Annotated in this window: 12 protein-coding genes; 3 read left to right on the forward strand and 9 right to left on the reverse strand. The window is 58.1% G+C overall.

Annotation, left to right across the window (positions count from 1 at the left end; translation table 11 throughout):
• Positions 1 to 50: 50 nt before the first annotated feature.
• The 6 genes from EBB79_RS00065 to EBB79_RS00090 all read right to left on the reverse strand — a co-directional run bounded on the left by EBB79_RS00065 (position 51) and on the right by EBB79_RS00090 (position 7,019).
• Positions 51 to 1,508 (reverse strand): aldehyde dehydrogenase family protein, encoded by a 1,458-nt coding sequence (locus tag EBB79_RS00065; RefSeq protein ID WP_127750817.1) that lies wholly within the window; start codon positions 1,506 to 1,508, stop codon positions 51 to 53.
• Positions 1,501 to 1,974 (reverse strand): GNAT family N-acetyltransferase, encoded by a 474-nt coding sequence (locus EBB79_RS00070; RefSeq protein WP_127746879.1) that lies wholly within the window; start codon positions 1,972 to 1,974, stop codon positions 1,501 to 1,503. The genes EBB79_RS00065 and EBB79_RS00070 overlap by 8 nt, the downstream gene beginning before the upstream one ends.
• Positions 1,971 to 3,569 (reverse strand): ABC transporter ATP-binding protein, encoded by a 1,599-nt coding sequence (locus tag EBB79_RS00075; RefSeq protein WP_127746880.1) that lies wholly within the window; start codon positions 3,567 to 3,569, stop codon positions 1,971 to 1,973. The genes EBB79_RS00070 and EBB79_RS00075 overlap by 4 nt, the downstream gene beginning before the upstream one ends.
• Entirely contained in the window at positions 3,566 to 4,381 is an 816-nt protein-coding gene (locus EBB79_RS00080; RefSeq protein WP_127746881.1) for an ABC transporter permease, read from the reverse strand. Before EBB79_RS00080 ends, EBB79_RS00075 begins: the two co-directional genes overlap by 4 nt.
• A complete protein-coding gene (locus EBB79_RS00085; protein ID WP_127746882.1) occupies positions 4,378 to 5,325 on the reverse strand; it encodes an ABC transporter permease in 948 nt (315 codons plus the stop codon). The genes EBB79_RS00080 and EBB79_RS00085 overlap by 4 nt, the downstream gene beginning before the upstream one ends.
• 215 nt (positions 5,326 to 5,540) lie before the next feature.
• The gene (locus tag EBB79_RS00090; RefSeq protein WP_127746883.1) at positions 5,541 to 7,019 is read right to left on the reverse strand and encodes an ABC transporter substrate-binding protein; all 1,479 of its coding nucleotides are present in this window, start codon (positions 7,017 to 7,019) and stop codon (positions 5,541 to 5,543) included.
• 165 nt (positions 7,020 to 7,184) lie between these two features.
• Here EBB79_RS00090 and panB point away from each other — a divergent pair, with 165 nt between their 5' ends.
• The 3 genes from panB to glpK all read left to right on the forward strand — a co-directional run bounded on the left by panB (position 7,185) and on the right by glpK (position 10,433).
• Complete coding sequence (panB, locus tag EBB79_RS00095; protein WP_127746884.1) at positions 7,185 to 8,027, forward strand: 3-methyl-2-oxobutanoate hydroxymethyltransferase; 843 nt, start codon at positions 7,185 to 7,187, stop codon at positions 8,025 to 8,027.
• Entirely contained in the window at positions 8,024 to 8,881 is an 858-nt protein-coding gene (gene panC, locus EBB79_RS00100; protein ID WP_127746885.1) for a pantoate--beta-alanine ligase, read from the forward strand. Before panB ends, panC begins: the two co-directional genes overlap by 4 nt.
• A 67-nt stretch (positions 8,882 to 8,948) precedes the next feature.
• The gene (glpK, locus tag EBB79_RS00105) at positions 8,949 to 10,433 is read left to right on the forward strand and encodes a glycerol kinase GlpK (protein WP_127746886.1); all 1,485 of its coding nucleotides are present in this window, start codon (positions 8,949 to 8,951) and stop codon (positions 10,431 to 10,433) included.
• 102 nt (positions 10,434 to 10,535) lie between these two features.
• Here the strand turns inward: glpK and EBB79_RS00110 are convergent, their stop codons facing one another.
• The 3 genes from EBB79_RS00110 to EBB79_RS00120 form a co-directional block, all read right to left on the reverse strand.
• Positions 10,536 to 11,789 carry a flavin-dependent oxidoreductase gene (locus EBB79_RS00110; protein WP_127746887.1) on the reverse strand — a complete coding sequence of 418 codons (1,254 nt, stop codon included), beginning with the start codon at positions 11,787 to 11,789 and terminating at the stop codon, positions 10,536 to 10,538.
• A gap of 80 nt (positions 11,790 to 11,869) precedes the next feature.
• Entirely contained in the window at positions 11,870 to 12,412 is a 543-nt protein-coding gene (locus EBB79_RS00115) for an isopentenyl-diphosphate Delta-isomerase (RefSeq protein WP_127746888.1), read from the reverse strand.
• A 149-nt stretch (positions 12,413 to 12,561) separates the two neighbouring features.
• Positions 12,562 to 13,023, reverse strand: coding sequence for a c-type cytochrome (locus tag EBB79_RS00120; RefSeq protein WP_127746889.1), 462 nt, complete (start codon positions 13,021 to 13,023; stop codon positions 12,562 to 12,564).
• Positions 13,024 to 13,078 lie beyond the last annotated feature (55 nt).

A 13,078-nucleotide genomic window follows, 5' to 3' on the forward strand; every position in this document is an offset into this window, starting at 1 on the left:
TACTACCGTGAATTGTTTCGTGCGCGAAACAATGCGGCAGTTTTGGTGACCTATCCGTGGTGTGCTGCGACTGTTTTCAGGTGCGAAAACCCATAGAGTGCTTCAAAGCCTTTTTCGCGGCCGTGACCTGATTTTCCGACACCGCCAAAGGGGAGCTCAACCCCACCGCCAGCGCCGTAGTTGTTCAGGAACACCTGACCGGCGCGTAACTTTTTCGCCAACCGCATCTGCCGCGCGCCGTCCCGGCTCCAGACGCTGGCGACAAGGCCATAATCGGTAGAGTTGGCAATCTCCAGTGCCTCATCTTCCGTATCAAAGGGAATAATCACCTGAACGGGCCCAAAGATTTCATCCTGCGCCAAGGGATGATCTGCGGGGACATCGGCGAACAGCGTAGGGCGGACATAGGCGCCAGTATTCGGCGTGCCGTCAACGATTTTACCCTGCGCAGCCAGGGTCAAATCCGCACCTTTGGTCAGAAACCCTTCGACAATACTCTTCTGCCGGGTCGAGATCAGCGGCCCCAACCGCAAGTCCTGGGTGGCGGGTCCAACAGTCAATTCGCTATAGGCCGTACTCATCTGCGCGACGACCTGATCATAGACGCCACGTTGAACCAGAATGCGGGACGAGGCCGAGCAGGTCTGACCGGCGTTTTGGATGCCGGCATTGACCAGAAACGGCAAAGCGGCATCAAGGTCTGCGTCGTCAAACACCAGCTGCGGCGATTTTCCTCCCAGTTCCAGCGTGACAGGCACCACGTTCTTGCCTGCCGCCTGCTGAACCAGCGCGCCGGTGGCCACCGACCCGGTGAATGATATGTGGTGAACGCCGGGATGAGACGACAGTGCGGCGCCCGCCTCGGCGCCCAGTCCCGGAACGACGTTCAATGCGCCGGCCGGCAATCCAGCCTCTTGCGCGATATGGGCGAAGGCCAGAGCTGTCAGGCAGGCCTCTTCGGCTGGTTTCAGGACAGCCGCATTGCCCATTGCCAGTGCAGCACCAACCGACCGGCCGATGATCTGCATCGGATAGTTCCACGGTACGATGTGCCCCGTCACCCCATGCGGTTCACGCAGCGTGTAGACGGTATAGCCGTCCAGATAGGGGATGGTTTCGCCGTGTACCTTGTCTGCCGCGCCGCCGTAGAATTCCATATAGCGGGCCAGTGCGATCGCATCAGCGCGGGCCTGGGTCAGGGGCTTGCCGACATCCAGTGCTTCAAGCGCCGCAAGGTCGTCGACGCGTTCCAGGACCAGTTGCCCAATCCGGGTCAGGATGCGGCCGCGTTCCAGTGCTGTCATGCGACCCCAGTCGCCGCTCAGTGCTGCATCGGCGGCCTGCACTGCCGCGTCGATGTCCGCTTTGCCACCGCGTGCAATCTGGCAAATATCGCGTCCATCTGATGGGTTCACCAGTGTCAGAGTTTCGCCACTGACAGCAGCGCTCCACTCACCGTTTATCAGGCAGGTAGTGGGATCAAACCAAAGGGATTGCACGTTAGTCATCATTGGGTCCTGCTATGTCGAAAGTGTAGCTTTTTATCTGGTGTTCGGTATATGGGGCGCCTTCGCGCAGCTCGCGCACGCCGGGCATGCCACTCAGGCAGGTGCCCCAGAATGCGGCAGCTTGCAGCGAGTGCGCAGACAGGCCCATGCGCCAGCGGCCGGGAAATTCCTGTAGCAAGATCTGCGCGGCCTCATAGCCAAAGCCCTGCCGCCGGTGTTTTGAGAAAATTGCAAATTCGGACAGTTCGCGACGGTCATCCGGCAGGTTCAAGACGATAGCAAAACCGATACGGGCTGTGTCTTTTTTGATCCAGAATGCGGTGACGTCTTTGCGGTGAAGGACCTGTTCGGCGCGGTCGTCTGGGTTGACGCCAGCGGTTGGGGCGACCTCGCCGAAATATGGTGCAAGAGCAGCGGCCAGAAAGGCGCGCTCCCGCGGGAGGATCAGGGTAAGTGTCAGGCTCATGCGGTGATGACCCCTTTGCTCAGTTCGGGCAACTTTGGTGCGGCAGCTAGCAGCGACTGGGTGTAAGGGTGCTGAGGGGCGGAAAACACCGTCTCTGTAGCGCCCTGTTCAACAATCTCGCCGGCCTTCATCACCAGAACCCGGTCCGTGATGGTACGCACTACGTTCAGGTCGTGGCTGATGAACAGATAGGTCAATGCGTAGGATTCGCATAGATCTGCCAGGAGATCGAGGATCTGTGCCCGCACGGATACATCCAACGCCGAAACCGCCTCGTCGAACAAGATCAGTTCGGGCCGGGTGATCAGTGCACGGGCAATCGCAATACGCTGGCGCTGTCCGCCAGAAAATTGGTGAATGTATTTTGTGGCGTCATTGGGGGATAGTCCGACCGCGATCAGCGTTTCTGCGATCAGGTTTTGGCGGGCACGACCCTTGGGGGGATCGGTCAGCAGGTAGAAGGGTTCAGTGATCAGCCGGTCCACCCGATGACGTGGATTGAAGCTGCCAAACGGATCCTGAAACACCACTTGCATTTTGCGTTGCATGTCCGCGCCCTGCGTCGGGGTAACAGGCTGTCCATCCAAAAGGATCTGGCCGCCCTGCAGCGGCTCCAATCCCAGTATTGCCCGGGTCAGGGTCGATTTTCCACAGCCGGATTCGCCAACCAACCCCAGTCTTTCGCCGCGATTCAGGGTAAAGCTGACTTGTTTGACCGCGCGGTAGTGGCCAGGCGCTGCAAACAGCGAAGTACGGGGCAGGGCATAGTCGCGCACTGCATCCTTGACCTGCAACAATGGTTTGGGCTTGGGCGGCGGCGGTAGGGCCACCTGATGGTTCGATGCAGCAAACAGCATGCGGGTATAGGGTTGCTGCATATTGGTCAGCAGGTCTTGGGTTGGTCCAGCCTCGATGACCTTGCCGCGCCGCATGACAACGATTTTGTCCGCCAGATCAGCTACCACAGCCAGATCATGGGTGATCATCAGGAGCCCCATGTCATAATCCTGCACAAGGTCCTTTAGCAGTGCCAGAATTTGCGCCTGCGTGGTGACATCCAGTGCCGTTGTCGGCTCGTCTGCGATCAGCAGCTTGGGGCGCAGCGCGATGGCCATGGCGATGACCACCCGCTGGCGTTGGCCACCCGACAGCTCGTGTGGGAACCGGCTAAGCGGAAACCGGTCAGCAGGCAGGCCGACACGTTCCAGTACGTCTTGCGCATGTTGGCGCGCCTTGGCCTTGGGCATCGCCTTGTGGATCAGGATGGTTTCCATCACCTGGTCGCCGATGGTCTGGACCGGGTTGAGCGCGGTCATGGGCTCTTGAAACACCATGCCGATAGAGGCCCCGCGCAGGGCGCACATTTGCGCCTCGCTTTGATCCAGAATGTTAGTGCCGCCCAGCGAGACCGTGCCACTGGCCTGAGCAATATCCGGCAGCAGTTGCATCACTGCCAAGGCGGTCATCGACTTACCCGATCCGCTTTCGCCGGTGACAGCAACAATTTCACCCGAAGCGACCGATAGTGAGACATGCTGTAAAATCGGAACGCCGACGATCGACATGGATAGGTTTTGAATGTCCAGCAGGCTCATGTTCGGGTCACCCGCAGTTTAGGATCCAGCCAGTCGCGCAAACCATCGCCCATCAGGTTCAGGCCCAGCACTGTGACAATGATGGCGCTGCCGGGGATCAGTGCCAGATGCGGGGCAAAGCTGACCATGGTCTGCGCATCGGCCAGCATTCTGCCCCAACTGGGTGTCGGGGGCTGCGCCCCAAGGCCGACATAAGACAGGCCTGCCTCGGCCAGAATGCCCAGGCTGAATTGAATGGTGCCCTGTACGATCAACAGGTTGGCGATATTGGGCAGGATGTGTTCGGCTGAAATTCGCGCCGGACCTTTGCCCGAGACGCGGGCGGCCAGGATAAATTCACGCTGCCAGAGCGATAGCGATGCACCGCGGGTGATGCGGGCAAAGACGGGGATGTTGAAGATGCCGATGGCGATGATCGCATTGACGGCGCCGGCGCCAAAGATGGCGGTGATCAGGATGGCGATCACCAGCGACGGGAAGGCAAACACCAGATCATTGCCGCGCATGATCAGCTCGTCCAGCCAGCTGCCGCTGCGGGCTGCTGCGGTCAGGCCCAGCGGGATGCCGATGCTCATGCCGATGCCTACGGCCACCAGTGCCACGGCGATCGAGGTACGCGCACCGACCATCACCATGGAAAAGATGTCACGGCCAAAGTGGTCGGTGCCCAGCCAGTGGTCGGTGTTGGGGGTTTGCAGCTTGGCCGGGATATCCATTGCGGTATGGTCGAAGGGGGTCCAGACAAACGATACCAGTGCGGCCAGAAGCACCAGTGATGACAGTATCGCGCCTATGATCAGATTACGGATCATGTCCGGCTCCTCAACCTTGGGTCAACGGCCGCATAGGCCAGGTCGACCAGGAAATTCACCGTTATCACCGCAAAGACCAGCAGCATGACCACTGATTCCACCACGATCAGATCGCGGGCTGAAATCGCCTGAAACACCAGTCGTCCCAGCCCCGGCAGATAGAATACCTGCTCGATGATGATTGCCCCGGCCAGCAAAAACGAGAATTGCAGGCCGATGATGGTTAGCACCGGGATCAGCGCGTTGCGTACGCCGTGGCGCCACAAGGCCTGACGGCGGCTTAGCCCCTTGGCGCGGGCCGTGCGCATGAAATCCTCGCCCAGAATATCCAGCAGTGCCGAGCGCATTACTCGCGCCAGAATGGCGGCTTGGGGCAGGGCCAGTGAAATTGCCGGTAAGGTTAGGGAATGAAGTCCGGACCACAGTCCTTTGTCCCAGCCGGCAAAGCCACCGGCATTGAACCAGCGTAGGTTGATAGCAAAGATCAGCACCAGCATCATCGCAAACCAGAAGTTGGGTACGGCGACACCCAGCTGCGTTGCGCCCATCACAGCCATGTCGCCGCCCTTACCGCGCCGTGCAGCGGCGAAGATGCCAGCCGGAAAGGCGATCAGCGTTGACAAGACCAGCGCATAGAGCGCCAGTGGCAGAGACACCCACAAGCGGTCGGAAATCATCCCGGCGACCGGTGTGCGATAGGTGTATGAGGTGCCAAAATCGCCGTGCAACATACCCGTTACCCAATTGGCGTAGCGGGCAAATTTGGACTGGTCCAGCCCTAATTCAGTGCGGAGCGCGGCCACAGTGTCAGGTTGTGCATTGATCCCCAGCATAAACGAGGCCGGGTCGCCCGGTGCCACTTCGATGACAAAAAAGATCACCAGTGAGGCGACGGCCAGACTGAGGATCAGGGAGAGCAAGCGTTTAAGCGAATAGCGTAACATTGGCGACACGTTAGGAGTGAGATTTGCGCAGGTCTAGTGCGACGGTGAAATAAACGTGAAATTACAGATAAATAATCGTCTATTGCCAAGGGTATAGATGAATTCTGTGCGGATTCCGCGCAAAGTTGGAATGTCATTTTGACATGCCTAATAATCGGCTCGTTTGAGATGAAAAAGGCCCCGTCTCCGGAGCCTTTGACTGTATGAGGGTCGGGTTATTCGGCCCAGCTGACAGCTGTCAAATCGGTCGCCTGTGTCGGCGCATTGGACCACAGGCCCTGAACGCCGGCCTTGGCAACGCTAAGCTGTGCCAGCTGGAACAGATAGCCATTGACGTAATCATCCGAAATGATGGTCTGCGCCTGTTGCATCAGCTCAATCCGCTTGGCCGGATCAGTGGTGGCATTGAGGTCTGTCATCAGTTCTTGGAAGCCCTTGTTGTCATACTGGAAATAGTACTCGGGGCGGGCATAGATGCCGATATCCATCGGCTCGGTGTGGCTGATGATGGTCAGGCCGAAATCCTTGCCCCGGAACACGGTTTCCAACCACTGAGCCCATTCCACATTGATGATCTCGGCTTTGATGCCAACCTCGGCCAGTTGCGCGGCGATGATTTCGCCACCACGACGGGCATAAGACGGCGGCGGAAGGTGCAGGGTGGTTGTAAACCCATCCCCCATGCCTGCCTCGGCCAGCAGTGCCTTGGATTTCTCTGGATCAAAGGCAGAGTTGGCGGTCAGATCCAGATACGCGGGATTGTGCGGCGCAAAATGGCTGCCGATTGGTGTGCCATAGCCAAACATTGCCCCATCCACGATGGCCTGGCGGTCAATGGCATGAGCCAGGGCCTGACGGACACGGACGTCATCAAAGGGTGGTTGCTTGTTGTTGGTCGACAAAATCGTCTCGCCCTCGGTCGAGCCTACCAACACTTGAAACCTTGGGTCGGCTTCAAACTGCGGGATGTTTTCCGGCGCTGGGAAGCTGATGAAGGCGTCAACGTCTTCAGCCATCACAGACGCAAAGGCGGCGGTGGGGTCGCTGATGAATTTGAAGGTTGCGGTGTTCAGCACCGCAGGCGTGCCCCAGTAGTCAGCGTTTCTCGTCAGATCAATCCGGTCGCCCTGAACCCAGTTGGTGAACTTGAACGCGCCGGTGCCGACGGGGTTTGTCTTGATGTCGTCAATGCTTTCGGGGGCGACAATCACCGCGTCCCCCCAGGCCAGATTGAACAGGAAATTGCCGTTTGGTTCAGCCAGCGTGACCTTTACAGTCTGCGGATCAACCACTGTGATATCTGTGATGCCGGCAAACAGGGCCTTTTGTGCGTTGGTGCTGTCCTCGGCGCGGGCGCGGTCCAGGCTGAATTTTACGTCCTCGCCATCCAGTGTGGTGCCATCGTGAAATGCCACGCCGCCGTGCAGAGTGAAAGTATAGGTCAAGCCGTCATTGGAAATTTCCCAGCTTTCGGCCAGTCCTGGAACCACGGCACCGTCCCCCATGAAACGGGTCAGACCTTCGAAAACATTGGAGTACAGAACCGAATCGATGGCACCTGCCGCTGCGCTGGTTGGGTCCAGATGAGGTGGCTCCAGCTGCATGGCGACAATGATTGAATCCTTGGCGGAAGCTGCGCCCGCAGTCAGTGCCAGTGCTGAACTTGCTGCAAGAATTAGTGATTTTAATGACATAATCAATTTCCCCGTCTGGTTGTCCGCGCCTGAAAGTGGTGACGCTTTGAACTGAGTGTTCCCGCTTTGCGATACGTAATCAAGACCATGTGGACATTTCGCGCACTGGAAACACGCGGCGTAAATTGCTAATCGTGCGCAACGCGAACAAACAGCAGGACCATCATGAGCGCCACTGCCAAAAAGACGGCCTCTAGTGCCGAAGACATTCGCGCCTGTAAAGGCAAAACCCCCATCGTGAGCCTGACCGCATATACCACGCCGATGGCGCGATTCATGGATGCCCATTGTGATTTTGTTCTGGTGGGCGACAGTGTCGGCATGGTGCTGCACGGGTTGACCTCGACGCTGGGCGTGACGATGGACATGATGATCATGCATGGTCAGGCAGTGGCCCGCGGGTTGCAGTCTGCATTGATGGTAATCGATATGCCGTTTGGGTCCTATGAGGAAACACCACAGCAAGCATTTCGCAATGCGGCCCGGCTGATGGCCGAGACCGGTGCTGGTGCGGTCAAACTGGAGGGCGGCGTGGAGATGGCTGAAACTATTCGGTTTTTGGTCGCGCGTGGCATTCCGGTCATGGCCCACATCGGTCTAACGCCACAGTCGGTCAACACATTGGGCGGCTACAAGGTCCAGGGCAGGGACGAGCAGGCAGACAAGGTGCTGGCCGACGCGCGTGCAGTGGCAGATGCCGGGGCGTTTTCGGTTGTACTGGAAAAAGTGCCGCAAAAATTGGCGGATCAGATCACTGCAGATGTTGCAATCCCAACTATCGGAATTGGGGCCTCGGCCGGGTGTGATGGGCAGATTCTGGTTGTCGATGACATGCTTGGATTCTTTACGGCGTTTAAGGCCAAGTTCGTCAAGCGTTATGCCCAACTGGGCGACGATGCCGAAGCCGCGATTGCCGCCTATGCGGCTGAAGTGCGCGCGCGGGAATTCCCCGCGCCCGAGCACGTCTTTGCAGATCAAGCCCCCAAGAAGAGCGCCCAAAAAAAATGACAGCCCCAATTTTGCGCCGCCTTAGTGAGCTGCGTGCCAAGCATGCGGACTGGATTCAGGACGGGGAAACCGTTGCCGTGGTGCCGACCATGGGTGCGCTGCATGCAGGCCATCTGTCCCTGGTCGAAGCGGCCTGTGCAGCATGCGATCGGGTGATCGTGACTATTTTTGTCAATCCGCGTCAGTTCAACAATGCCGCTGATCTGGCCAATTACCCCCGCACTGAATTTGAGGACGCAAAAAAGCTGTCTGGGTTAGATGTAGATGTGATCTATGTCCCCGACGGCGATCAGATTTACCCCGTAGGATATTCGTCCAATGTCTCGGTCTCTGGAGTGGCAGATGTGCTGGAAGGTGAATTCCGACCCGGTCATTTCGACGGGGTAGCCACGGTGGTGGCCAAATTGTTTCTGCAAACCGGGGCACATCAGGCCTTTTTCGGCCAGAAGGACTTTCAGCAGTTGATGGTGGTCACGCGCATGGCGCGCGATTTGGATATCCCGATAAAGGTGATTGGGTGTCCAACCGTGCGGGAGGTATCGGGATTGGCGATGTCCTCGCGCAATTTACGGCTGTCGGCCGAGGGCCTGGATCGGGCAGCAAAACTGTATCCGATCATGCAGCAGGTCGTAGCGCGGCTGGCGGGTGGCGAGGGTTTTGCACCACTGGCTGATGAGGCGCGCAGCAAATTGGCGGCGGCAGGGTTCAATGATATTGAATATTTCGACCTGCGCTGCGCCGAGCAATTGCAACTGCTGGAACGCCCAACACGTCCCGCCCGATTATTGGTGGCGGCCTGGATGGACGGCATTCGGTTGATCGACAATATCGCGGTTGATGTACTAACGGTTTAGTAGGGGCTGGTAGCGATAGCATTTTTGCGGTTAATGTCTGCCTCGACACTGATTTTAAGGGGCGGACATGACTTATATTCTGGCAATCGATCAAGGTACGACGTCTACTCGAGCAATATTGTTCGATGACCAGATGCAGGTCGCAGGCAGTGCGCAACAAGAGTTTCCTCAGCATTTTCCACAGGCGGGTTGGGTTGAGCACGACCCAGAAGATCTGTGGACCACCACGATTGAGACGTGTCGCAGGGTGATGGCGGACTTGGATGTCACGGCTGGCGAAATTGCTGGGATTGGCATTACAAACCAACGCGAGACCACCGTGGTTTGGGACCGTAAGACAGGCAAGGCAATCCATAATGCGATCGTCTGGCAGGATCGTCGGACCACCCCGATCTGTGAGGCGCTGCGGGAGGCAGGTCATGAGGCATTGATCAGCCATCAGACCGGGTTATTGCTGGATCCGTATTTCTCGGGGACCAAGCTGAGCTGGATTCTGGATCAGGTGCCCGGCAGCCGGGAGCAGGCGGGGAATGGCGATCTGTTGGTTGGCACGGTGGACAGCTTTCTGATTTGGCGGCTGACCGGCGGCGCGTCACATGTGACCGATGCCACCAATGCGGCGCGGACATTGATGTATGATATCCGCAACGGGGCGTGGAGCGCCGAGATCTGCGATGTACTGAACGTACCGATGGCCATGCTGCCCGAGGTCAAAGACAGTGCTGCCGATTTTGGTGTGATACAGGCCGATATTCTGGGCGGCGAAATTCCGGTTCTGGGGGTCGCGGGCGACCAGCAGGCGGCTACGATCGGTCAGGCCTGTTTTCGCCCGGGCATGATGAAATCAACCTATGGCACCGGGTGTTTTGCGCTGCTGAATACGGGCGAAACGCCTGTGGTTTCAAGCAATCGGATGCTGACCACTATCGCCTATCAACTGGACGGCAAACCTACCTATGCGCTGGAAGGGTCCATCTTTATTGCAGGCGCTGCAGTGCAGTGGCTGCGTGATGGCATGGGTATGATCGAAAACGCGGGTCAGACGGGTGAATTGGCTCCTCAGGCCGATCCGGGTCAGGATGTGTTGCTGGTGCCTGCCTTTACCGGCCTTGGCGCGCCCTATTGGCAGCCCGACAGCCGCGGGGCGGTGTTTGGTCTGACCCGCAATTCGGGGCCTGCTGAATTGGCGCGGGCGGCCTTGCAGAGCGTGGGATACCAGACCCGCGATCTATGGGAGGCGATGCGCGCGGATTGGGGCGGAGAGACAGATGTCACCCTGCGGGTTGATGGCGGTATGAGTGCCAGCGACTGGACCATGCAGAGCCTGTCTGACCTGCTGGGTGCGGCGGTGGATCGGCCGGTGATGCAGGAAACCACCGCGCTGGGCGCGGCCTGGCTGGCTGGGATGCGGGCCGGGATTTATCCTGATCAGGAGAGGTTTGCCGAGACCTGGGCATTGGACCGCCAGTTCACGCCGCAACTGGCAGCGGAAAGTCGCGAGGCTGCCTATGCCCGCTGGAAGCGGGCTGTACAGGCGGTGATCGGGGTTTGAAACCGCGCGCTCCCGCGCCCGCTGGATCGTCGGCTGCGCCGCCATATCCATAGCGGTCTTGGGCATAGCGCCGCGCTGACGCGCGGCGCGGTTGTGACCCGTTTAGACCCGAGCGCCCGCCGTGATGATGCTTGGTTTTGCGTTCAGGGTCTTGATCGAGAACCCGGCCAGTGTCTTGTATTTCTCGGCGTGGGCAGCCAGTTTAGTCACCGGGATCACAGTGTTGATGTCGTCGAAATCCCCACCACAAAGGTCCTCGACCTGTTGCAAGACAGCGTCGGGGCCGTTGCCTGACCGGTTGGCGCGCGCCACACTGGTGGCAATGGGGCGGACCTCATCCTCGAACGCCTGCAGTGCCGCTGTGGTGATGCCGTGCTGAAGGATGCGGGCGCCGATCACACGCGCATCAATGATCGCCTGTCCGGCCCCATTAGAGCCAATGGGATAGGTTGGATGTGCGGCATCCCCCATCAGGGTAACATTGCCGAAAGTCCATCGATCCAAGGGATCCCGGTCGACCATCGGGTATTCATAGACCACCTCGGCCGCTTTGATCAGGGCCGGAACGTCGATCCAGTCAAACTGCCAATTGGCAAAATCGGGTAGGAAGTCGTTGATATCCGCAGCCCGGTTCCAGTCTTCCTTTTTCCACGCTGCGGATCGATCAAAGCTTTTCTCGGCGATCCAATTGAGGGTCGCGATGCCGTTTTCATCCGGGGTTGAAATCGGATAGGCGACCAGTCGGACCTCATCATGGCCGATCATCACCATGGAGGCGCCACCTAAGAAGGCCTTTGCCCGGGTTGTAGCCCGCCACAAAATGCGGCCGTTCCAAATGGGTGCGCCCTCGTCCGGTGCAATCTGTGCACGCAAAGCAGAGTGGATGCCATCGGCGGCGACAATCAGATCGCCGTCAATTCGACGACCATCGGCAAGCAGCAGTGACGCACCGCTTGCGGTGTTCTCAAAGCCACTGGCACGGGCGCCGGTGGTGATACAGTCAGGTCCTGCACGGTCGAGCAAAACCCGATAGAGCATCATCTGCAAGGCGCCGCGATGTACCGAATATTGCGGCCAGGCATAGCCGGCCCAGGTTCCACGCGGCTCTTCCCAAATGGTTTTGCCTAGTTTGGAATAGAAGCCGTATTGCTGCGTTTTGACGCCAATGGCGTCCAGTTCGTCTGCCAGACCCAGATCCAGTAGCTCACGCACAGCATTGGGTTGCAGGTTGATGCCAACGCCCATGGGTTTGATTTCGGCTGTGGCCTCATAGATATGAAACGACACGCCAATTTGGTGCAGTGTCAGCCCGAGAGTCAGCCCTGCGATACCGCCGCCTGCGATGAGAATGGTCATTCAACGTCCTCCAAGTCATTGGATCACAAGAAGCACGGTGGCGCCTTGCAGGCAAGGCACAGGTCCCTGTGCCGCAGCGTTCAAGTCTTGGAGGCGATAATCAAATCTGGGCCAAAAATGACATCGGCATAGTTTTGCAAATAGATTTTCAGCCAGGGCGTGAACCGTCCGGGGTAACGAGCCACTTCGGCCAGTAAATCATGGTAATTGACCCAACGGGTATCCATGACCTCATCCGGGTTCACATCCAACGCGAGCGGATGGTGCACATGGGTCAAAAAGATATCAACGGCCTCATGCTCGACCATGTCATTGCCGACGTCAGCGCGATATTCCAGATGATGGCGAAACTCCGGATAGAGGCCCGTGATACCCAGTTCCTGCTCCATCCGGCGCACCGCACAGGAAGAGGGTTGTTCCCCCCACATTGGATGGGTGCAGCAGGTATTCGCCCAAAGGCCCGGTGTGTGATACTTGCCCAAGGCCCTGCGCTGAAGCAAGATTTCTAGACCTTTGACGACAAACACTGAAACCGCCTTGTGTTTCAAACCCGTTTCATGGGCGTAAAGCTTGTCGACAGGGGTAAGGACACCGTCCACCCAGGCTGGGATTAAAGAGTTCATTCAGGGTCCGCGATTGTTGTTTATCAGGATTCGTCCGTATCGGAACATATCCGGGTTAATCGCTAGTCGCTGCCGCCCTAAAAAGCAATGGAGCGAAAAGCCGCAACAAGTTGCGGCGGCTTTTCATAGGTCTCAATGTAAGCGCCGGATCAGTTGCTGGCAGGCTCTTCGGCGGCTTCTTCAGCGGGCTCAGCGGCCGGAGCCGGGCTGACACTGGCGAGGAAGGCAAAGATGTCTTCGCCGCCTTTTTTCAGCTTGAAGGACATTTTCGACTTGGCCTTGGCGTTGCCTGTTTCGGTTCTTAGGAATTCTTTGGGGTTGGTGACAAAGCCAACGAATTGCTCTTCGTCCCAAACCAGACCACCTTCGCCTGCGGCTACCATATCCTTGCTGTATTTGAAGCCTTCAGTGGTGCCGGCAACACGGCCAGGAAGGCCCCAGAGGTTCGGACCTGTCTTGCCGCCTTTGACGAAGACTTCACCATCGTCCGAGACGACGCTGTGGCACGCTTTGCACTTGTTAAAAGATTTTAGGCCCTTGGCGATGTCACCCTCAGCAAATGCGGGTGCGGCGAGGAGGCTGACGAACGCAGCTGCGGCGAATAGTTTCATATGTTTGCTCCGGTTCAATTGGCTAAAGGCATTACTTGCCTTCGTGGCATAATAG

Origin of the sequence: Parasedimentitalea marina, from assembly GCF_004006175.1 — a bacterium.
Taxonomy (GTDB): domain Bacteria; phylum Pseudomonadota; class Alphaproteobacteria; order Rhodobacterales; family Rhodobacteraceae; genus Parasedimentitalea; species Parasedimentitalea marina.

Coding starts and splice junctions, on each gene's coding strand:
- EBB79_RS00075 (WP_127746880.1), bottom strand. CDS start 3,569: ATGAGCCTGCTGGACATTCAAAACCTATCCATGTCGATCGTCGGCGTT.
- EBB79_RS00110 (WP_127746887.1), bottom strand. CDS start 11,789: ATGACCATTCTCATCGCAGGCGGCGGTATCGCAGGGCTGACTCTCGGG.
- EBB79_RS00080 (WP_127746881.1), bottom strand. CDS start 4,381: ATGATCCGTAATCTGATCATAGGCGCGATACTGTCATCACTGGTGCTT.
- EBB79_RS00065 (WP_127750817.1), bottom strand. CDS start 1,508: ATGACTAACGTGCAATCCCTTTGGTTTGATCCCACTACCTGCCTGATA.
- panC (WP_127746885.1), top strand. CDS start 8,024: ATGACAGCCCCAATTTTGCGCCGCCTTAGTGAGCTGCGTGCCAAGCAT.
- EBB79_RS00115 (WP_127746888.1), bottom strand. CDS start 12,412: ATGAACTCTTTAATCCCAGCCTGGGTGGACGGTGTCCTTACCCCTGTC.
- EBB79_RS00085 (WP_127746882.1), bottom strand. CDS start 5,325: ATGTTACGCTATTCGCTTAAACGCTTGCTCTCCCTGATCCTCAGTCTG.
- EBB79_RS00090 (WP_127746883.1), bottom strand. CDS start 7,019: ATGTCATTAAAATCACTAATTCTTGCAGCAAGTTCAGCACTGGCACTG.
- panB (WP_127746884.1), top strand. CDS start 7,185: ATGAGCGCCACTGCCAAAAAGACGGCCTCTAGTGCCGAAGACATTCGC.
- EBB79_RS00120 (WP_127746889.1), bottom strand. CDS start 13,023: ATGAAACTATTCGCCGCAGCTGCGTTCGTCAGCCTCCTCGCCGCACCC.
- EBB79_RS00070 (WP_127746879.1), bottom strand. CDS start 1,974: ATGAGCCTGACACTTACCCTGATCCTCCCGCGGGAGCGCGCCTTTCTG.
- glpK (WP_127746886.1), top strand. CDS start 8,949: ATGACTTATATTCTGGCAATCGATCAAGGTACGACGTCTACTCGAGCA.